At 72.2% G+C, this 20,418-nt stretch carries 18 protein-coding genes; 11 read left to right on the top strand and 7 right to left on the bottom strand.

From position 1 onward, the window contains the following. Positions 1-36: 36 nt before the first annotated feature. Genes AOK22_RS30060 through AOK22_RS30040 form a run of 5 tightly spaced genes read right to left on the bottom strand, consistent with a single transcriptional unit; the run spans position 37 to position 4,531 of the window. On the bottom strand, positions 37-297 hold the full coding sequence (locus AOK22_RS30060; protein WP_055701876.1) for a phosphopantetheine-binding protein: 261 nt from the start codon (positions 295-297) through the stop codon (positions 37-39). Positions 298-329: 32 nt separating this feature from the next. Next, positions 330-2,000, bottom strand: a complete 1,671-nt coding sequence (locus tag AOK22_RS30055; protein WP_055701875.1) for a (2,3-dihydroxybenzoyl)adenylate synthase — start codon at positions 1,998-2,000, stop codon at positions 330-332. Then, positions 2,000-3,064, bottom strand: coding sequence for a ketoacyl-ACP synthase III family protein (locus tag AOK22_RS30050; RefSeq protein ID WP_055701874.1), 1,065 nt, complete (start codon positions 3,062-3,064; stop codon positions 2,000-2,002). The genes AOK22_RS30055 and AOK22_RS30050 overlap by 1 nt, the downstream gene beginning before the upstream one ends. A 52-nt stretch (positions 3,065-3,116) precedes the next feature. Next, positions 3,117-3,302: a tautomerase family protein gene (locus AOK22_RS30045; RefSeq protein ID WP_055701873.1), complete on the bottom strand. Its 186-nt coding sequence runs from the start codon at positions 3,300-3,302 to the stop codon at positions 3,117-3,119. Then, positions 3,284-4,531 carry a DegT/DnrJ/EryC1/StrS aminotransferase family protein gene (locus AOK22_RS30040; protein ID WP_055701872.1) on the bottom strand — a complete coding sequence of 416 codons (1,248 nt, stop codon included), beginning with the start codon at positions 4,529-4,531 and terminating at the stop codon, positions 3,284-3,286. The genes AOK22_RS30045 and AOK22_RS30040 overlap by 19 nt, the downstream gene beginning before the upstream one ends. Positions 4,532-4,754: 223 nt before the next feature. On the opposite strand from AOK22_RS30040, the gene AOK22_RS30035 reads away from it, so the two are divergent. Beyond that, positions 4,755-5,816: an LLM class flavin-dependent oxidoreductase gene (locus AOK22_RS30035; RefSeq protein WP_055701871.1), complete on the top strand. Its 1,062-nt coding sequence runs from the start codon at positions 4,755-4,757 to the stop codon at positions 5,814-5,816. Between the two features lie 20 nt (positions 5,817-5,836). Here the strand turns inward: AOK22_RS30035 and AOK22_RS30030 are convergent, their stop codons facing one another. After that, entirely contained in the window at positions 5,837-6,700 is an 864-nt protein-coding gene (locus AOK22_RS30030; RefSeq protein ID WP_167357899.1) for an AfsR/SARP family transcriptional regulator, read from the bottom strand. A 302-nt stretch (positions 6,701-7,002) separates the two neighbouring features. Between AOK22_RS30030 and solA the strand changes: the two genes are divergently transcribed. The 9 genes from solA to AOK22_RS29985 all read left to right on the top strand — a co-directional run bounded on the left by solA (position 7,003) and on the right by AOK22_RS29985 (position 18,722). After that, complete coding sequence (solA, locus tag AOK22_RS30025) at positions 7,003-8,241, top strand: N-methyl-L-tryptophan oxidase (RefSeq protein ID WP_063795360.1); 1,239 nt, start codon at positions 7,003-7,005, stop codon at positions 8,239-8,241. After that, positions 8,238-8,741, top strand: coding sequence for a flavin reductase family protein (locus AOK22_RS30020; RefSeq protein ID WP_055701869.1), 504 nt, complete (start codon positions 8,238-8,240; stop codon positions 8,739-8,741). Before solA ends, AOK22_RS30020 begins: the two co-directional genes overlap by 4 nt. Positions 8,742-8,777: 36 nt before the next feature. Continuing rightward, positions 8,778-9,878 (top strand): phenylacetate--CoA ligase family protein, encoded by a 1,101-nt coding sequence (locus AOK22_RS30015; RefSeq protein ID WP_157872317.1) that lies wholly within the window; start codon positions 8,778-8,780, stop codon positions 9,876-9,878. Then, positions 9,878-11,245, top strand: coding sequence for an aldehyde dehydrogenase family protein (locus tag AOK22_RS30010; RefSeq protein WP_055701867.1), 1,368 nt, complete (start codon positions 9,878-9,880; stop codon positions 11,243-11,245). The genes AOK22_RS30015 and AOK22_RS30010 overlap by 1 nt, the downstream gene beginning before the upstream one ends. 188 nt (positions 11,246-11,433) lie before the next feature. Further along, entirely contained in the window at positions 11,434-11,796 is a 363-nt protein-coding gene (locus AOK22_RS30005; protein WP_055701866.1) for a phosphopantetheine-binding protein, read from the top strand. Then, positions 11,789-14,533 carry a type I polyketide synthase gene (locus AOK22_RS30000; RefSeq protein WP_055701865.1) on the top strand — a complete coding sequence of 915 codons (2,745 nt, stop codon included), beginning with the start codon at positions 11,789-11,791 and terminating at the stop codon, positions 14,531-14,533. The genes AOK22_RS30005 and AOK22_RS30000 overlap by 8 nt, the downstream gene beginning before the upstream one ends. A 2-nt stretch (positions 14,534-14,535) precedes the next feature. Then, a complete protein-coding gene (locus AOK22_RS29995; RefSeq protein ID WP_055701864.1) occupies positions 14,536-15,309 on the top strand; it encodes a thioesterase II family protein in 774 nt (257 codons plus the stop codon). Positions 15,310-15,320: 11 nt separating this feature from the next. Beyond that, positions 15,321-16,370: an aldo/keto reductase gene (locus AOK22_RS29990; protein ID WP_055701863.1), complete on the top strand. Its 1,050-nt coding sequence runs from the start codon at positions 15,321-15,323 to the stop codon at positions 16,368-16,370. A 36-nt stretch (positions 16,371-16,406) separates the two neighbouring features. Next, the gene (locus tag AOK22_RS29985; protein WP_055701862.1) at positions 16,407-18,722 is read left to right on the top strand and encodes an acyltransferase domain-containing protein; all 2,316 of its coding nucleotides are present in this window, start codon (positions 16,407-16,409) and stop codon (positions 18,720-18,722) included. Positions 18,723-18,728: 6 nt separating this feature from the next. Here AOK22_RS29985 and AOK22_RS29980 read toward each other — a convergent pair whose 3' ends face one another. Further along, a complete protein-coding gene (locus tag AOK22_RS29980; RefSeq protein WP_055701861.1) occupies positions 18,729-19,667 on the bottom strand; it encodes a LysR family transcriptional regulator in 939 nt (312 codons plus the stop codon). Between the two features lie 156 nt (positions 19,668-19,823). On the opposite strand from AOK22_RS29980, the gene AOK22_RS29975 reads away from it, so the two are divergent. Continuing rightward, on the top strand, positions 19,824-20,418 hold a 595-nt coding region (locus AOK22_RS29975), incomplete at its 3' end, for an FAD-binding oxidoreductase (protein WP_244165137.1).

Below are 20,418 nucleotides of genomic sequence, written 5' to 3'. Positions count from 1 at the left end.
AGGTCCGTACGGCAGCGGGGCAGGGGCTCTGGCGCCTCAGGAGCCGGACGTGTCGTCCGCGGTGAGCGAGCCGATGTGCCGGGCCCAGCCGCTGATGGTGGGATCGGCGACCAACGTCTCGAACTGCGCGACGATGCCGCCGCGGCGCCAGCGCCCGCTGAGCCGCATCACGTCGAGTGAGGTCAGGCCGAGACGCACCAGGTTGGCGTCGTCGGGGATGTCGGCGGCTGCCATGCCGATCAGGGCGGCGGCCGCCGCGCGGATCTCGTCAGCCGAGCGGGGCACATCGGTGTCCATGAGGGCCTTTCCGTGGTGTCTCTCGGGAGGGGTCAGTCGCTGTCCGGGTCCGCCGCGCGGGCCGCGGGGGAGGGCAGGAAGTCCGCGGCGGCCGGGGCGGTCTCGCCACGGGCGAGAGCGGCGAGCACCTTCTTGTCGATCTTGCCGAGTCCGGTCAGGGGCAGACCGGTGAGGATCTCCAGGCGGTCCGGCAGCTTGTACGCGGCCAGCCCCCGGTCCTCCAGGGCGGCCTTGACGTCAGGCAGCGCCGGCACCTCGCCGGCCGGGACCACGAAGGCGCAGGTGCGCTCACCGAGGAACTCGTCCGGGTACGGCACCACGGCCGCGCGGGCGACGGAGTCCAGGGTGAGCAGATGGCCCTCGACCTCGGCGGCGGAGATCTTGTCCCCGCCCCGGATGATCACATCCTTGATCCGCCCCTCGATGACGAGGTTCCCCTCCGGGGTCAGCCGCGCCAGGTCGCCGCTGCGGTAGAAGCCGTCCTCGGTGAACGCCCGGCGATTGTGCTCCGGCGCGCGGTAGTAGCCGCGCAGGGTGTACGGGCCGCGGGCGAGGAGTTCGCCGATCGTGCCGACCGAGGCCTCGCGATCCTGCTCGTCCACGATGCGGATCTCGTCCGCCGGGGAGACCGGCCTGCCCTGTGTGGTGAGCACCGTCTCGGTGGGATCGTCCGGGCGGGTGAAGGTGAGCAGCCCCTCGGCCATGCCGAAGACCTGCTGGAGCCGGCAGCCGAAGGCGGGCTCGACCCGCGCGGCCGTCTCCGGGTACAACTTGGCGCTGCCGACCTGGAGGAACCGCAGGCTGCCCAGGTCGCTGTCCAGCCACTGGCTCCCTTCGAGCCACAGCTGGAGGACGCTGGGCACGACGGAGGTGAAGGTCACGCCTTCCCGCTCGATGAGCGGAAGGCACAGCTCCGGAGTGGGATCCGTGGCCATGACCACGGTGCCGCCCGCGCCCAGCACGCCGACGACCCCGGGGCAGCCCCAGGTGAAGTTGAACTCGACGGGCAGAACGGCGAGATAGACGTCCTCGCCGTCCACCGGGCAGGCCTCGCGGGCCGCACGCACCTGGTACGTGTAGTCGTCGTGGGTGCGCGGGATCAGCTTCGGCAGCGCCGTCGTACCGCCCGACAGCAGGAAGAACGCCACGTCGGACGGATCGGGCGCGGGAAGGTCGACGGGCTCGGCGTCGACCTCGGCGAGCGGTACGGCACCCCCGTCGGCGTCCTTGCCGAGGACGAACAGGTGGCGCAGTCCGCGGACGTGGTCCTGTACCCGGTGGGCCAGGGCGAGATGGTCGAAGCCGTGGTGGGCCTCGGGGAAGACGTACCCGACGGCCCCGGACAGCTCGCACAGGTGACGGATCTCCTGCTCGCGGTGGGCCGGCAGCGCGAAGACGGGCTTGGCGCCCAGCCGGAAGAGGGCGAAACAGACCACCACGAAGTCCGCACCGTTGGGGAGCTGGACGACGACCCGGTCACCGGAACGAATGCCACGGGCGTGCAGTCCCGCGGCCGTCCGCCGGGTCAGCAGGTCCAGTTCGTCGTAACGTATCCGCCGGTCGCCGCAGACCACGGCGGTCTTCGGGCCGTGGGTCCGCACCGCGGTGTCGAGGAGGTCCACCAGGCTCTCGCCTCGCCAGTGGCCTTCCGCGCGGTACCGCTCGGCCAGGTCCTCGGGCCAGCGGGTGAAACCTTCGAGCATCAGTGAACTCCTCGGGACGGGAAGGCGGGGGTGTCGGTGGGCCGCGCGGTGATCTCCAGGACCGCGCAGGCCGCCTCCATGCCGGTCGTGAAGCCGAGCACCAGCACCTGGTCGCCGGGCACCACCTGGCCGGTGGTCCACAGGTGTTCCAGGCCGATGGCGAAGTCGGAGACGCTGGCGTGGCCGGTCCCGCGGTTGAGCTCCCAGGTTCCGCGGGAGGCGTCCAGACCGAGAGGGTCGAGCAGGAAGACGTTCAACGGGTCCTGGTTGAAGCCGTTGTGCACGACCCGCGCGATGCGGTCCAGCGAAGTGCCCGCCGTCGCGAGGGTGCGCTCCACGGTGGCGGCGATCAGTGCGCCGAAGTCGGCGAGGGGGATCGAGCCGCCCTCGGCCCACCGCGTGCGCCAGCTCTCCAGCCGCCCCTCGAAGTCCATGACGGGCCGCACCGGTTCCCGTGGCGGGAAGAGCGGCTCGTCGCCCCGGTGCATGGCCTCCATCCCCGGCTGGGAGACGAAGTCCATCGCCAGCAGCCGGGCGAAGCCGCCCCGCCGCGAGACGACCAGGGACGAACCGGAATCCGCGAGGACGAACATCGACGAGGACGTCCAGCGGCCCACCAACGGCGTGTTGAAGTTGTCGGCGGCCGTCAGCAGCATCGCGGCGTCCCGACCGCCGTCGGTCGTGAGGCGCAGCGCAGCCGATTCCAGGGCCGCCAGCAGCCCCAGGCAACCGTGCTGCACCTGGAAGGCGGAGACCGGCCGGTCGAGGGTGTTGCCCAGGATGTAATGAGCCGGGGACCAGCCCTCCGGCCCCTGGTAGTACGTGTGGGAGTGCAGCAGACCGAGGAAGTCGTCCGCGGCGTGGCCGGAGCGGTCGACGGCGGTCCGTGCGGCGCGTACCGCCATGTCCACGGCCGGCAGGGTGTCCTCGACCGCGACGGCCTCCAGGCCGGAGGCCTCCCGGGCCTCCTTCGCGTACCAGCCCTCCTTGACCGCGTACTCCGTGGTGATGGTGCGCGGAAGGTAGGTGCCCACTCCCGCGAGGTGGATGTCGTCGAACTTCATCGCGTTGACCTCTCCTCGCCCCGCGTGCCCTCGCCGTTCGTCGTCGCGGCGGTCACGCGCCGGGCTTTCCGGCGATGCCCCACCGCTCGCGCGGCACGCCCTTGAGCACCACCCAGGTGTGCTCGCGGATGTCCTCGCCGAAGACGGCGACGGCCGCGTCGGTGAGACGGGTGATCAGTTCGTCCCTGGACTTCTGGTCGAGCCGGTCCTCGTAGATGGTCACATCGATGAGAGGCATGACAGTCCTTTCGCTGCGGTGAGCAATGCGGCGTCGAGCGCCGATACCAGGTGGTCCACCTGCTCGTCGGAGAGCCCCGGCTGGCAGGGCAGGTTGATGTGCTGGCCGAACCAGAGCTCCTCCGCGACCGGGCACTGGCCGAACCCGTGTCCGCGCTCGCGCCACTCCGGCTGCAGGTGCAGGGGCAGATAGCGCAGTTGGACCTCCACGCCCCGCTCGTCGAGGCCGTGGATCACCGACTCGCGCACTCCGGGCGGCCCGTCGACGAAGAAGGTGTGCAGGTGCTGCGCGTGCTTCACTCCGGGCCGGGGCCGCTGGGTCCGGGTGTACGGATGGCGTTCGATGACCTCGTCGAGACGCGCCGCGATCCACCGGCGGCGGGCCACCAGCTCGTCCAGTCGGTCCATCTGGGCCAGGCCCACGGCCGCGGCCGCCTCGGACAGCGTGGCGTTCGTCCCCGGCCTGCGGATGCCGGTGCAGACCGCCTCGTAGGCCGACGAGGCGTACTTCATCCAGGGCAGCAGCTCCCTGCCGAGCTGAAGACCGTCCCGGGCGGCCGGAACGAAGACGCCGTCCACCTCATTGGAGCGGAGGCGGTCGATCCGCTCGGCCCAGTCGTCGCGGTCGAGGGTGATCATGCCGCCCTCGCCGAGGGTGGTGATGTTCTTCGAGGAGTGGAAGCTGAAGCAGCCGATGTCGCCCAGGGAGCCGGGCCGGCGCCCGTCGTGGACCGCGCCCAGCGCGTGCGCGCAGTCCTCGACGACCACGATGCCGCGCTCCCGCGTCAGCGCCAGGATCTCGTCCATCTCGGCGGTCCAGCCGCCGTAGTGGACCAGGAGCACGGCGCGTGTGCGGTCATTGATGAGGGACTTGAGGACGCCCGGGTCCATGTTCAGCGAGTCCCGGTCGACGTCGCAGAAGCGGACCGTGGCCGGGAGCCCGAGCAAGGGCTGGGCGGTGGCCTGGAACGTCTGCGGGGTGACGACGACCTCGTCGCCCTCCCTGAGGTCGAGCAAGTGGATGGCGAGCTCCAGCGCCACCGTGCCGCTGGTCACGGACAGGGCATGGCGGGTGCCGATGTGCTCGCGGAAACGCTGCTCGAAACGGTCCCGGAAGGAGCCCATGGACAGTGAACCGCTTGAGGCGATCAGCTGCCCGAGTGCCTCGCTCTCGGCGCTGCCGAGGATGCTGCCACGGCTCGCGTACGGGACGGCGTAGGTTCCGCGCATGACGGGTCCTCCGGCGTTCGGGTCGGGGATCGGCTGCCGCTTCCTCCGCGGCAACGCACGGTCAGCAAACAATCAGCCCGGACGTTCCCCGAGCAATGGGAAAAGGCCTTTCCTGACCCGCTGCTGACAGACTGACGTATCACCGCTTCCTGAACTTGACGGCCATGGGGTGTCGCCTCTTTTCTGGACCCCGCTCGAATGCAGACACTCAGGAGGCCCGCAGATGACGGAATTCGGTGTCAACTTCTTCCCGGTGGTGGATCCGGCGACGAAATCCGCCACTGACTACTACGACGAGACACTGCGGCTCATCGAACTCGCCGAGTCCCTCGGATTCACCCAGGCACAGACCGTCGAGCACTACTTCACCGCCTACGGCGGGTACAGCCCCGATCCGGTGACCCTGCTCACCGCCGCGGCCGCGCGCACCAGCCGCATCCGCCTCGCCACCGGTGCTGTCGTCCCCGCCTTCACCCACCCGGTGAAGCTGGCCGGGAAGCTCGCCATGCTCGACCACCTCTCCCACGGCCGCCTCGACGTCGGATTCGGACGAGCCTTCCTGCCCACCGAGTTCGCCGCCTTCGGTGTCCCGATGGACGAGAGCCGGGCCCGGTTCACCGAAGGCGTCGAGGCCTGCCGCCGGCTGTGGACCACCGAGGACCTGGTGTGGGAGGGCCGCTTCCATCGGTTCGGCCCGGTCACCCTGCTGCCGAGGCCCTTCCAGCAACCGCACCCGCCGGTCTACATCGCCTCGGCCACCAGTGCCGAGTCCTGCGCGGCCGCCGGCACGGCCGGTCACCACCTCCAAGTGGTGCCGTCCGTCACCTCGGTCGAGCAACTCGCCTCGATGCTGGACGCCTACCGCGACGCCTGGGACGCCGCGGGCCACGATCCGGCCGCCCGGCGCATCCAGATAAAATTCACCTGCTACGTTTCCCGCAACCGCGAAGAAGCGCTCCAGCAGGGCGATTTCTACGAACGCAACTACATCGAGCACATGGCGGCGGCCGTAGCCCCGCTCGCCACCGAGAAGTCCGCTGATTATCCCGGGTACGAAAAGTTCCTGGAGAAGGCGAAGAACTACGAGTTCGCCGCTTCTTTGGCGGCCGACAAGGTGCTCGCGGGCGACCCCGACGGTGTGATCGATCAGATTCACGCGGTACGCCGGAAATTCGGCGACGACCTCTCCTTCAGCCTGCAGTTCAACCCCGGCGGACTTTCCTTCGCGCGCGCCGCCACGGCGATGGAACTCTTCGCCGCGGAGGTCATGCCCGCGTTTCCGTGACCGGCGGGGCGCGGCGGGCGTCAGGTCGCGCCGGCGCCCCCGCTGCCCACCAGCTCCGTCAGCCGCTCCAGCCGGGCCCGCAGCGAACGCTGTTCCGAGGCCAGCAACTGCACCAGGCCGCGCAGCTGCGCCAGTTCATCGGCCCGCCCGGCCTCCGCCGGCGACTGCGTTCGGGCCCGTGGCGACGGCCTGCCGCCGTCGGCCGGAGCGGAGGGCGCCACGAGCCCGGCCGTCGTGCCGGACGGGGGTTCGGCGGTCAGGCCGCTGCGGGTGAGGGCCCGCGCCAGCTGCGTACGGAAACGGGGGCGTTCCGGATGGGCCCGGACCGCCTCCCGGAGCTCGCCGAGGACGTGCTCGTGGCGGCCGACGCGCAGCGCCAGGTCGAACAGCGCCTCCAGGGCGTCCTGCCGCACCCGCTCCAGCTCCGCCGCCATCCCGGCGCAGATCGGCCCGCGGACGCTCCCCTCCAGTACCTCACCTCGCCACAGCGCCAGGGTCTGGCGCAACTGGTGGTATGTGGCATGCGGTTCGCGATCGGCGAGCCGCCGTGCGCGGGCCACCGACAGCCGGAACTGCCCGCTGTCGGTCTCCCGCTCGTGCGCCCGCAGCACATAGCCCGACCGCTTCGTGAGGAGCCGGGACTGGTTGCCCGTCTCCGGCTCCGCCAGGGACAGCGTCTGCCGCAGCCGTGAGACATGGGCCTGCAGGGCGTTGCCCGCCTTCGCCGGGGGGTGGTCCCCCCACACCTCGTGGATGAGCTCGTCCACCGGTACGGGCGTTCCCGTACGGGCCATCAGCGCGCCCAGCACGGTGCCCTGCTTCGAGCTGGTGAGCCGGATGCCCCGGCGCAGCCTCTCGTCGTACACCTCCGGTACACCCAGCATCCTGAAGAGCATTGGTTCTCCCTTGGCCGTCTCACGTCCGCTTCCTGCCTGGTGCACTCGTCTCCGCCACCGAGGGGACCACGGCGTACGACGGCTGCGCCTGAGCGAGCGCTACTCAATCGGCTCCCGGGCACGCGCCCCGGCAGCCCGGCCCGCGGGCGCCGTACGCGCGCTCAACGGGCTTGCGTACGTGGTGAATTGAGTACCGACCACTCACGTGCCGAACGACGGCCGCGTGGTGTCGTGGATGGCGCCGTGCCACCCGGTCCGGCCACAGCGGAGCGCGAGCGAGAGAGGCACGCATGAACCGGTGGGACGCTGACGTGGCCGTGGTCGGCCTGGGAGCCTGGGGAGCCATGGCCTTGTGGCAACTGGCCGCCCGTGGCGTTGACGTGATCGGATTCGAGCGGCACCGCCCCGGACACGCCCTGGGCTCGTCCTCCGGGGGATCGCGGATGTTCCGGATCACGTGCCTGGAGCACCCGGCGCTCGTGCCCCTCGCCCGCAGGTCGTCGGAGGTGTGGCGGCGCCTGGAGGACGATGCGGGCGAGAGGCTGTTCCTTCCCGGTGGCGGACTGCTGATCGGGCCCGAGCAGGGCACGATCGTCGGCGGGACCCTGCGGGCGGCCCGCTCCCACGGCATCGAGGTGCGGACACTGACCCCGGGGCAGCTGCGCGAGCGCTTCCCCCGCCAGGCCGGGGTGCCCGACCACCACCTCGCGGTATGGGAGCCCTCGGCCGGGATCCTCCGCCCCGAGGCGTCCATCCGGGCGGCGACCGGACTCGCCACGGCGGCGGGCGCCAGGGTGTTCACCGACAGCAGGGTCACGGACGTGCGGGTCGTCGGCGGAGGCGTGGAGGTCCGCACCGCTGAGCGCGTCCACCGGGTCCGGCGGGTGGTGATCACCGTCGGGTCCTGGCTCTCCGCCCTCGTCGAAGGGCTGCCGCTGGAGACCCTGCGCATGCCGTTGACCTGGTTCCGGCCCGTCGTGGAGGACAGTGGGTACGACCTGGAGCGTTTCCCCGTCTTCATGCGGGAGACCGAAGAGGGCCCCGTGCTCTGGGGCAACGGCAGGGAAGGCGGCCACGAGGTCAAGCTCGGTCTGGAGGGGTACGGCCCCGGGGCCCGCCCCATCGATCCCGACGACGACGCCGACCGCTTCGTCCGGCCCGAGGACTGGGCGGACGTCGCACGGATGCTGCCGGGACGGCTGCCGGGTCTGGCGGAACTGCCCGACCGGGTGGCCGTGTCGTTCTTCACGCGCACCCCGGACGGCCAGTTCGCCGTCGGCGCGCTGGACGACGACGCGCGCGTCATCGTCGGGGGCGGCTGCAACGCCCACGGCTTCAAACACGCCTCGGGCATCGGCGAGGCGCTCGCCGACCTGGCCACGGGCAGGACCGCGCGCCTGCCGCTCGACTTCCTGGCGCCAGGCCGGTTCGCCGTCCGGACCCGGCCCGCGCCGGCGCCCGTACGCATGAGCACGACGGTGCGTGAGGCCGTGCCCACGGCCCCCGCAGCGCAGGAGGGAAAACGATGAACACCCCTGTTCCCACCACCCCGTTGACCGGGGCGGACGATTTCCGCGACGCCATGGCCCTGCTGCCGGCCGCTCTCACCGTCGTGACGACCACTGACGACGAAGGACGCCGCTGGGGGTTCACCGCCAGCTCCGTGGTGTCCGTCTCGCTCGATCCACCGCTGCTCATGGTGGGGCTGTCCCGTACCTCCAGCTGTCGCGACGCGTTCCTGTCCGCCCCCGAGTTCGTGGTGAACGTCCTCGACGACCGCCACCGTGCCCTGGCCCGAACCTTCGCCCGGCACGGCGTGGACCGCTTCGCCGGGCAGGAGTTCGCGCACTGGCCGGGAACCGCCTTGCCGGTGCTGCCGGACGCCCACGCCGCGTACCGCTGTCTGCGCCACGACGTGGTGGCCGTGGGCGACCACGACCTGCTGTTCGGTGCCTTCGCCGGGGTGAACGCACGGGACCCCGGCACCCCGCTCCTCTGGTACGGGCGGACCTTTCACACGCCCCGCTGAACCCCGCCGCCCATCGCTGCCCAAGGAGGACCACCTGTGTCGCCAACAACCCATCCCGTTCTGGACCTGCCCTTCGACGCCACGCCGGACCCCGACGAGTTCGTCCGCGCCGCGATGGAGTGGCACTTCAACCCCGAGACGGGATCGCCGTACTGGCTCCGCCGCGCCCGGAGCCTCGACTTCGACCCGCGCAACGACATCAAGACCCATGCCGACCTCGCCCTGTTCCCGAACGTCGTCAACGAACTCCGGGACGTACCGGTGCGGGACCTCGTCCCGCGCGGCTACGGCGAACGCCCCGACATCGTCGGCACCTTCGAGAGCGGCGGTACCACCGGAGCGCCCAAGCGGGTCGTCTGTCTCCGCGACTGGATGGACCGCATGGTGGCCTGGAGCAACGCCAACCTGGACGCCCACGGCTTTCCCCGGGGTGCCCAGTGGCTCGGCGTCACCCCCTCCGGTCCCCACGTCGTGGGCCGGATCTTCGAGGAGTCCGCCGCCACGCACGGAAGTCTCGGGTTCTTCATCGACCTGGACCCGCGCTGGGCGAAGAAGCTGATCGCCTCCGGCCGCGGCGACCTCGCCGACGACTACGCCGAACACCTCGTCGACCAGGCCGCCTTCGTCCTGCGCACACAGGACATCGGCGTCATGACGATCACCCCGCCCCTGCTGGAACGACTGGCCCGCCGCGACGACCTCGTGGACCTCGTCAACCGGAAGGTACGGGCGATCCGCTGGGGCGGCACCCAGATGGATGCCGAAAGCCGCCAGCTGTACCGCACCGAGATCTTCCCCGGCATCCCGCTCTACGGCCACTACGGCAGCACGATGATCCTGGGAATCGCCGGGCAGCGGTACGGCCTCGGCGACGACGACCCCTGCATCTTCGACACCTTCTCGCCCTACATCACCTTCTCCGTCATCGACCCCGCGAGCGGCCGACCGGTTCCGTACGGCGAGCGCGGACAGGTCGTCATGAATCACGTCAGCAAGGGCCTGCTGCTGCCCAACAACCTGGAGCGCGACCTCGCCACCCGGATCAAGGGCCCCGACGGCCGTGTCGGTGACTCGGTCGCCGACATCGCGCCCGTGGCCCGCTTCGACGACGAGGTCGTGATCGAGGGGGTCTACTGATGACCGCCGTCCCTCTGGACGTCCTCGGCCCGTCCGGGACCTACCGGGCACACCACCGGCAGCCCGTGTCCGACGTGTCCGGACGGGTAGTCGGTGAACTCGGCCTCGCCCCCAAGGTCTTCGTCGGCCGCGCCATGGGCGCCCTGCGCGCGGCCACCCCCCTGCCGGTCGACGAACGGGTCGCGGCGATCGCCGAAGCCGGCCGGCTGTTCGCCACCGCCGAACTCGGCGGGCTGACCCCGGAGGCGTACGAGCATGCTGTCAGCCGGGTCGCCGGCCTCCCCCTCACCGTGGTCCGCGCCGCGACCCGCACCCTGACCCACCGCACCACCCACCTCCACCGCGGTCTGCAGTTCGCCCGTCCCGCCGGAGCCGTCACCGACTGGCGCGATCCACTGACCAGGACCGGCCGGGCCGTGTGGGCGCGGCGCGGCGACGTCCTCGCCGTGCACGCGGCCGGAAACCATCCCGGTACCCACTCCTTGTGGCCCGAGGCGCTCGCCCTCGGCTACCGGGTGGCCGTCCGGCCCTCCCGGCGCGAACCGCTCACCCCGCACCGGCTGGTCCTCGCCCTGCGGGCCGCCGGGTTCGGGCCCGATCACGTGGTGCTGCTGCCCACCGAGCACGAGCCCGCCGAAGCCATGCTGCGGGACGCCGATCTGGCGTACGGCAGCGACGAGGTCATCCGGGAGCACGCCGACGATCGGAGCGTGCTGGCGCTGAGTCCGGGCCGGAGCAAGATCCTGCTCACCAAGGACGTGGACTGGCGGCGCCACCTCGACACACTGGTGGACTCCGTCGCCCACCACGGGGGCACGGGCTGCGTCAACGCCACGGCCGTCTTCGTCGAGGGCGACCCGGCGCCGGTGGCCGAGGCCCTCGCCGAACGGCTCGCCGTGCTGCCGAGCCTGCCGCCCGAGGACCCAAAGGCCGGGCTGCCCGTCCAACCAGGCGGCTCCGCAAGGGCGTTGGAACGCTACGTTCTCGGCCGTGCCGCGGGCGCCGCCCGAGCCTGGCTGGGCGGTGACGGCATCGCCGACGAACTCGGCGACGGGAGCGCGGTGCTGCGCCCCGCCGTCTTCGAACTCGACCGGCCCGACGCGCCCGAGGCGGGGACCGAGGTGCCCTGCCCCTGTGTCTGGGTCGCGCCCTGGGACCGTACGGCCGGCGTCGCCCCCCTGCGCGACACGCTGGTGATGAGCGCCTTCACCGACGACGAGGCGCTCGTCGACGCCCTCTGCGACGACCCCACCATCAGCAATGTGTACGTGGGAGACCACCCCACCCACTGGACCGACACAGGTATGCCCCACGACGGGTATCTGGCGGACTTCCTGATGCGCAGCAAGACCGTGCTTCGCGGCTGAAACGACCCGTGTCACCCGAGGGCGCCGTAACCGGGACACCCCGGTTACGGCGCCCTCTCCCATGCCCCTGCCCATAACCAACTCTTCTGCGCTCTAGGGAAGTCAGCTATTGGACATCTGATTCCGTGACTTGGACGATCGATGAGCCGCCCCCTAGAACTCCCTCACGGGACACATTGGAGTGGACCATGCCCGCACAACCCCCGGCACCGGAACGGCACACCCAGAACGTCCTGGCCGAGATCTGGTGCGACATTCTCGAACTGCCCCGGGTGGGGCCGCAGGACAACTTCTTCGACCTCGGCGGCCACTCCGTCCTGCTGCACATGGTCCGGGACGGCATCGCCGAGCGCCTGGGCAAGGACGTCCCGCTCGTCGAGCTCTTCACCCACACGACGATCAGCTCGCTTGCCCGCCATCTCGACGGTGCGCCGGACAGCGGCGGCGGGGGCACCCACCGCCTGCCCGCCGCACGGGCTGGCCGCCGCGCCCGGCTCGGCAGCCGCCGTGCACGCGGCGAACACGAGACCGCAGGAGGTCACGATGAATGACCACGAGCAGCGGGACGGGACAGCGGCCGGCGCCGAAGGGCACATCGCCGTCCTCGGCATGGCGGGCCGCTTCCCGGGCGCGGAGGACATCGACGCCTTCTGGCGCAACCTCACCGAAGGCCTGGACACCCTCACCCGTGAAGCGCCCCGGCCCCTGCGCCCGGCGACCGGCCACACCGGCGACGAGGCCGGCGACGTCTTCGTCCCCGCCCGGGGCCTGCTGGAGCGGCCCGAGTGGTTCGACGCCGGCTACTTCGGCTACTCCGCCGAGGAAGCCCTGCTCATCGACCCCCAGCAGCGCGTGTTCCTCGAATGTGCCGTTGCCGCCCTGGAACACGCCGGCCAGGATCCCGACCGCCACCCCGGCGGCATCGGTGTCTACGGCGGCTCCACGGAGACGTCGTACGCCCAGACCCTCAGGGACCAGGCGGAGAAACTGCCGGACGTCACCGAGGAGGACATCCTGCTGGGCACGGCCCCGGACTTCCTGCCGGCGCGCACGGCCGAGCGCCTGGGCCTGCGCGGCCCCGTGGTCGCCGTGCAGTCCGCCTGCGCCACCGCCCTCGTGGCCGTCCACCTTGCCGCGCAGGACCTGCTCTCCGGCGACTGCGACCTCGCCCTGGCCGGGGGAGTCGCGGTGCACGCCCCGCCCAAGAAGGCCGGATACACCGAGGACGGCATCCTCTCCCGCGATGGCGTGTGCCGTCCGTTCGACGCACTCGGCGAGGGCACGGTCGCGAGCAACGGCGTCGGCGTCGTCGTACTCAAGCGCCTGAGCGACGCGCTCGCCGACGGCGACCGCGTCCACGCGGTCCTGCGCGGCTCCGCCGTCACCAACGACGGATCGGCCCGGATCGGTTTCACCGCCCCCAGCGTCGGCGGACAGGCGGCGGCAGTCCGCACGGCCCAGCTCGCCGCAGGTACCGACGCCGGAACCATCACGTACGTGGAGACCCACGGAACGGCCACGCCGCTCGGCGATCCCATCGAGATCACGGCCCTCACCCACGCCTTCCGCGAGGACACCGACGACCGGGGCTACTGCGCCATCGGCTCGGTGAAGAGCAACATCGGCCACACCGACGCCGCCGCCGGAGCCGCCGGACTCATCAAGACCGTGCTCGCGCTGGAGCACGCCACCATCCCGCCCAGCCTCCACTTCACCGAGCCCAACCCCCAGATCGACTTCGCGGCCGGCCCTTTCCGGGTCGCCACCGCGCTCGAACCATGGCGGCCCCGCCCCGGGGCCGCCGTCCGCCGCGCGGGCGTCAGCGCCTTCGGTATCGGCGGTGTCAACTCCCATGTCGTCCTCGAAGAAGCTCCCGCCCCCGCCGCCGGCGGTCCGGCCCGTCCGGCCCATCTGCTGGTCCTCTCCGCCCGCACACCGACGGCCCTGCGCACGGCCGCCCGCAACCTCGCCGCCCATCTGCGCGACCACCCCGGTCTGCCGCTCGCCGACATCGCCTGGACCCTGCAGACCGGCCGTCGTGAACTGTCCCACCGCGCCTTCGTGGTCGCCGCCACCACCGAAGACGCGGCAGACGCCCTCACCGCCCTGCCCCCTACCGAAGACAGGGCGGTCATCCCCCGCGCCGCCACGCTGGTCTTCCCCGGCACCCCGGGCGGGCCCGGCCCCGGCTGGCTGCCGAACTCGGAACCGGTCCTCACCGCCGCGTTCGACTCCTGCCTCGACGGTCTCGCCCTCCTCGACGTCGCCGGCCCGCCCGTCGGCGGTCTCGTCGAGGCCGTGCGTACCGCGCTCGGCACCCCGAGAGCCGGCCGGCCCGACGACCCGGCCGTGCACGACCTGGTCGTCTTCGCCCGCGAACACGCCCTCGGCTCGCTGTGGCGGCACTGGGCGGGCGAGCCGTCCGCCGTCTTCGGCACCGGTCCTGGCGCCCTCGCCGCGGCGGTGGCCGCCGAGGTCCTGGATCTGCCCGACGCGGTACGGCTCGTCGTGGCCGCGGCGCGCTCCGCCGACCGTGAGCGGACACTGCGGGAGCTGCTGGCGGACATCCCGCTCGGGAAACCGACGGTGCCGCTGCTCACCGACGACGGCAGGGGCCGGTACGGCCCGGCGCCGGAGGCCGACGCCGCCCACTGGATCACCGCGTGGGCGGCGCGCCGGCCCGGCGGTGAGGCCGTGCCCGCGGACCTCCTCGGCGACCCCGACCGGGTATGCGTCGAACTGCCTTCCTCCGACGGCATTCCGGGCACCGCACCGACCGCCCTGCTCACCGCCCTCGGGCGGCTCTGGACACAGGGCGCCTCCGTCGACTGGCGTGCCGTGCACGACGGCGCACGCAGGGCCCGGTTGCCGCTGCCCGGCTATCCGTTCGAACGGCTTCCGTATCTCGTCGAGCCGGCCGACGAGCCAGCCGGTCCGCCCGTCCCCGACGCGGGACCGGTGGAGACACCGGTCCCCGGCACCTCACAGGAGAGCGCGCACACCGAGGCCGAGCCCGTGTCGTCGGCGGCCGACTCCGCCGACGACACCCTCGGCACCGTGCTGCGGCTCTTCGCACAGACCCTCGGACTGCCCTCGGTGGACCCCGACGACAACTTCTTCGCGCTCGGTGGCGACTCACTGATCGCCGCCCGGCTCCTGGCCGAGGTACGCGAACTCTTCCCCGTCGACCTGAAGGTGAAGGCATTGTTCTCGGCCCCTACGGCCGCCGCATTCACCGGACTCCTCGACCAGCAGCTGCCCGCCACCCACCCGTCACCCAAGGAGTGACCATGGCCGACACCACGGCACCCGGTGCCGCGGCTCGCACGCCCGTCGACAGCCGGTGGCTGGCCTGCCGGGACCTCAAACCGGACGCCGTCGCCGACCTGTACTGCTTCGCTCATGCCGGAGGCTCGGCGGGCGAGTTCCTGCGCTGGTCCGACCGACTGCCGGGCGTACGGGTCCTGGGTCTGCAGATGCCCGGCCGGGCGCCCCGGCAGGACGAGCCGCCCTTCACCAGGATGACCGAACTGGTCCGGGCCCTGGTCACGGAGGTCGAGTTCGGTCCAGGCCCCTTCGCCTTCTTCGGGCACAGCCTCGGCGGCCTTGTCGCACACGAGGTGGCCCGCACGCTGCGGAACGCGGGGCGGCCCCTGCCGGAGCGGCTCTTCGTCTCCTCCATCCTGCCCCCGCCGGTGAGCGCGGCACGTCCGGTGCACGGGCTGCCCCCCGACGCGCTGCTCGCCGAGATCGAGCGTCGATGGGGTGCCCTGCCACCGGTCGTCCACGAGGACGAGGACCTGCGCGCCCTGGTGCTCGGCTATTTCCGGGCCGACATGGAGATCGCCGAAACGCACGACTTCGTCGCCGGGCCGCCGCTGGACCTGCCGGTCACCACCTTCATCGGCGACGAGGAGGACGGTGACCTGCGGGGCTGGGCCACCCACACCCGTGGCCCCTTCACGCACCACACCCTGCGCGGGGGCCACTTCCACTTCCGTGACCCCGGCACACAGCGGGACCTGCTGCGCATCGTCCACCAGGCGATGACCGCGGACCGATGACAGGAGGCACCATGCGCTTCACGACTTTCGGCCGGCACACCGGCCTGCGGGTATCCGAGTACGCCCTCGGCACGGCCAACTTCGGCACCCTGTGGGGCGGCGGGGCCGGACGGGACGAGGCCCGCAAGATCCTCGACCGGTTCACCGACGCCGGCGGCACCCTGATCGACACCTCCGACAGCTACCAGCTCGGCACGTCCGAGCAGATGCTCGGTGAACTGATCGGCTCCGACCGGGACCACTACGTCCTCACCACGAAGTTCTCCCTCGGCACCGGCCGCCCCCACCCCTCCACCACCGGCAACAGCCGCAAGAACATCCGCCGTTCCGTCGAGGCCAGCTTGAAGCGGCTCGGCACCGACTACCTCGACCTCTACTGGGCACACCTGCCCGACGACCTCACCCCCATGGAGGAGATCGTCACGGCCCTCGACGATCTCGTCGCCGCGGGGAAGATCCTGCACGCGGGCCTCTCCAACTTCCCCGCCTGGCGCGTGTCCCGGGCCGTCACGCTCGCCGAACTGCGCGGCTGGGCGCCGCTGGTGGGCGTGCAGTTCGAGTACAGCCTCGCCGAGCGCGGTGCCGACCGGGAGCTGCTCCCCATGGCAGAGGCGCTGGGCCTCGGTGCCGCACTGTTCGCACCGCTGGGCGGCGGACTGCTCACCGGCAAGTACCGCACGGGCACGGCCGGCAGGCTCACCGACTGGGAAGGGCGGGGCATCCGCACCGAGGACAGCGAGCAGCGCACCAGGATCGTCGACACCGTGATCGCCCTTGCCGAGGAGACCGGCCACACGCCGGCCCAGGTGTCCATGGCCTGGCTGCGCGCCCGGACCGAGGGCTCCCCGACCGCGCTCGTCCCCATCGTCGGCCCGCGCAGCGTGAGCCAGTTGGAGGGGTACCTCGCCGTCCTGGACATCACGCTCGACGAGTCCGCGGTGCAGCGGCTCGACGAGGTCAGCGCCGTACCGCTGGGGCAGCCGCACGAACTGGCCGCGGGCGCCGCAGGACCCGTCCGCGGCGGACGGGTGGTCACCCGCCCCGCCGTACCCGTGGCCTGAGCCGGACACCGACGAGGTCACGAGGAAGGACGACAGATGCAAGCGATCGATCCGGAGGACGACACTCGGGTCGCCGTCATCGGCACGGCCGCGCGGTTGCCCGGCACGGCCGACGCCGACGCCTGCCACGCACAGCTCGCGCGGGGCGACGGACCCGGCCCGGTCCTGACCGACGCGCACGCCTTCGACAACGCCTACTTCGGCCTCTCGCCGGGCGAGGCCGTCATCACCGACCCGCAGGCCCGCATGCTCCTGGAGTGCGTCACCCACGCCCTCCAGGACGCGGCCGTGAACCCTGCCCGTGCCGAAGCGGTCATCGGCGTCTACGCGGGAGGCAGCACCACGCCGTACGCGGCCGGGTTGCGCCGCGGCATCCGGCGCCTGCCGCACGCCGATGACTGGCAGATCCGCATCGCCGCCGGCCCCGACTTCCTCGCCGCCCGCCCCGCCTACAAGCTGGGACTCACCGGTCCGGCGGTGACCGTGCAGGGAGCGGGCGCCACGATGCCGCTCGCAGTGCACCACGCCGTTCAGGCGCTGCTCGCCGGGGACTGCGACATCGCCGTGGCCGGGGCCGTCACGGTCCGCCCCGCAGCCGACGGCCCCGACCCGGCGGCCGTCGGCGGGTGCGGAGCCCTCGTCCTCAAGCCGCTGTCCGCCGCCGTCGCCGACGGTGACCGCGTCCACGCGGTGATACGTGGCACGGCCGCCGGCCGGGACGGTGGCGAGGGCCGGGTCGGGCGCCGCGCCCGCGCGGTCGCCGGGGTCGGGGCGGACACCGTCGTCCACGTGACCGCCCACGCCATGGACGGCGCCGGCATCACCGACACGACCCCCGGCGTGACCGCGCTCCTGAAAGCCGTGACGGGCGTCGCCTCCGGGACGTTGCCGGGCGACACGGACGACTGGCGGCTGCCGGGACGGCCGCGCCGGGCCGAGGTGGCGGCCTCGGGCCCCTTCGGGATGTGCGCCCATGTCGTCGTCGAGGAAGCCCCGGTCGTCGCACGGCCCGAACCCGAGGCCGCCTGGCAGCTGTTGCCGCTGTCGGCCCGGAACGAGACCGCACTCGACGAGTTCACCGCCCGCCTCGGCGACTCCCTCTCCCATGCTCCTACACCGCTGCCGGACGTGGCCTGGACCCTGCAGACGGGCCGCGCCGCCGAGACACACCGGCGATTCGTGGTGGCCCGGACCACCGCCGACGCCACGGCCGCCCTCAGCAGCGGCAAACGCCGGGACACGCCCACCGGACAGGCACCGCGTGAGCCCCGCCCGGTCGTCTTCACCTTCCCCGGTCAGGGCGGTCAGCACGTGGGCATGGCCCGGGCGCTGTACCGGACCCAGCCGGAGTTCCGCGCCGACATCGACGCCTGCGCCGTCCATGCGCGCGAGGCCCTCGGCATCGACCTGAGGGACATCGTCGACCCGGCCGACGCCGCCGCGACCGTCCGGGCGGAGACGGCTCTTTCGACCATCGCCGTGGGTCAGCCCGCGGTCTTCGCCGTTGAATACGCATTGGCCAGGGCGCTGATGCGGTGGGGCGTGCGGCCCGCGGCAGTCGTCGGGCACAGCCTCGGCGCGTATGCCGCGGCGTGCGTGGCCGGTGTGTTCACTTTCCCCGACGCCCTCGCCCTGGTCGTGGAACGCGGTCGGCTGCTCCAGAGCCTGCCGTCGGGTGCGATGGCCGCGGTGGGGCTCCCGGAGGCCGAGGTGCTGCCCCTGCTCCCCGACGGCCTCGGTATCGGCGCGGTCAACGGTCCCGAGCAGGTGGCCGTGTCCGGGCCCGCCGAACTGGTGGAGCGGTTCGTCCGGGAGTTCCCCCGGCCCGACGTCGAGGTCAGGCTGCTGAGGATCGCGACGGCCGGCCACTCCGCGCTGGTGGAGCCCGTCCTGGATCCCTTCGAGACGTACGTTGCCGGGCTGAGGCTACGGGCCCCCCGGATCCCCGTTGTCTCGGACACCACGGGAGCCTGGGTGGGCGACGAGATCGCCGACCCCGCGTACTGGCGGGCGCACATGCGCCGCGCGGTGCGGTTCTCCGACGCCCTGGACACCCTGGCCGGCCTGGACGGGGCCGTACTGCTCGAAACCGGGCCCGGGATGACGCTGACCTCTCTCGCGCGCCGGCACCCGGCGCTGGCCGAGGACCATCCGGTGCTCCAGACCCTGCCGCACCCGGCGGACGACACGGCCGAGGCGCGGGTGCTGCTGTCGGCGCTCGGCAGCCTGTGGCTGGAGGGGACGGAGCCGGACTGGGCGGCGCTCCACGGCGGACGGGACCGCCGAAGGGTCTCGCTGCCCGGACATCCCTTTCAGCGGCAGGAGTTCCTTCCGCCGCTGTCGGTCGTCTGATGGGGGTCAGGAACCGGATGCGACACCCACGGAGCCGATCTCCGGGCCCGCGCTCGAGCCGAGGCTGCCGAGGGACTCACGGGCGTACGCGATGAACGCCCGTGCCGCCGGATTGATCGGGCCCTCGGCACGCCAGGCCAGCGCCAGCTGCCCCCGCAGGTGCGGACTGGAGATGGTGATGGAGCGCAGTTGGTGGGCGTGGGCGCGGGCGAACGGCTGGGGCAGGATCCCCAGCCCCAGCCCCCGCGCGGCCAGTTGGGCCAGCACCTGCGGGTCGCTGGCCTCGAAGGCGATCCGGGGCTTGGCGCCCACGGCCGCCCAGGCCGCCTCGACCGAGCTGCGCAGCCCGGTGCCCGACGGAAGACAGATCAGGGTCTGGTCCAGGATCTCCTCCACCGACACCTCCCGGCGCCCGGCCAGACTGTGGTCGTGGGCGACCGCCCCCACGAGGAGTTCGTCGGCGATCACCTGGATGTCCAGGTCCTCGGGCGGCTCGACGGCGAGGCCGATGACGGCCGCGTCGATCCGGCCGGCCCGTATCGCCTCTGACAACTGGTCGGAGTTGCCCTCGGTCAGCGCCATGGCGACGGCCGGATACCGCTCGTGGAACCGGGCGAGCAGCTCCGGAAGTGCCAGGGAGGAGGACGCGGCGACCGTACCGATCGTGACCTGACCGCGGGTCAGGTCGGCGAGGTCGTCCACGGCCAGACGGGCGCCTTCCACGGCGGCCAGCGCCGCCCGCGCGTAGGGCAGTACGGCGCTGCCCACATCGGTCAGCCGAACCGTGCGCCCGCTGCGGTCGAGCAGCTCATGGCCGAACTCCCGCTCCAGCCGCCGGATCTGAGCACTCACTCCGGGCTGGGCCACATGCACGCGGGCGGCCGCTTTGGTGAAGCTCGACTCCTCGGCCACGGCGACGAAGTATTCGAACTGACGCAGTTCCATAAGCGTCGACTCTAGATTGCGGGTGTTGCGGACATGAAGGGTTTCTCCTTACTGGACCAGCGGGTCGGGGGTGAGGTGTTTGTTCCGGGGCAGGAGGGTTTTGATGAGGAGCGGACGGGTTTTCAGCGGGCGGTGTCGCACCGTCCGGATGTGATCGTGGGTGCGGCGGATGCGGGTGATGTGGCCGCCGCGGTGGATTTCGCGGTCGGGCAGGGCCTGCCGGTCGCGGTGATGGGCACGGGACACGGGCTGTCGGCCGCGCTGGAGGGCGGGGTGCTGATCACGACCCGCCGGATGGCCGAGGTGCGGGTGGATCCCGAGACCGGGACGGCGTGGCTGCAAGCGGGGGTGCGCTGGGAGCAGGTGGTCACGGAAGCGGCCCGCTTCGGGCTCGCGCCGCTGAACGGTTCCGCGCCGCACGTCGGTGCCGTCTCCTATGTCCTGGGCGGCGGACTGCCCCTGCTGGGGCGCACGTTCGGCTACGCGGCCGACCGGGTCCGCCGCATCGAGGTGGTCACCCCCGACGCACAGACCCGTCAGGTCACCCCGGACAGCGACCCGGACCTGTTCTTCGCGCTGCTCGGCGCCCGCGACAACTTCGGTGTCGTCACCGGCCTGGAGATCGGCCTGGTACCCGTCACCCGGATCTACGGCGGCGGCCTGTACTACGCCGCCGAACACGTCGAGGACGTACTCGCCACCTGGCGCACCTGGACCACCACCCTCCCCGACACCATGAACTCCTCCATCG

It is taken from the genome of Streptomyces silaceus (assembly GCF_001419745.1).
GTDB classification, from domain to species: domain Bacteria; phylum Actinomycetota; class Actinomycetes; order Streptomycetales; family Streptomycetaceae; genus Streptomyces; species Streptomyces silaceus.
Note: the sequence above shows the minus strand (reverse complement) of the source record. Positions and strands in the feature narration are given on the sequence as shown.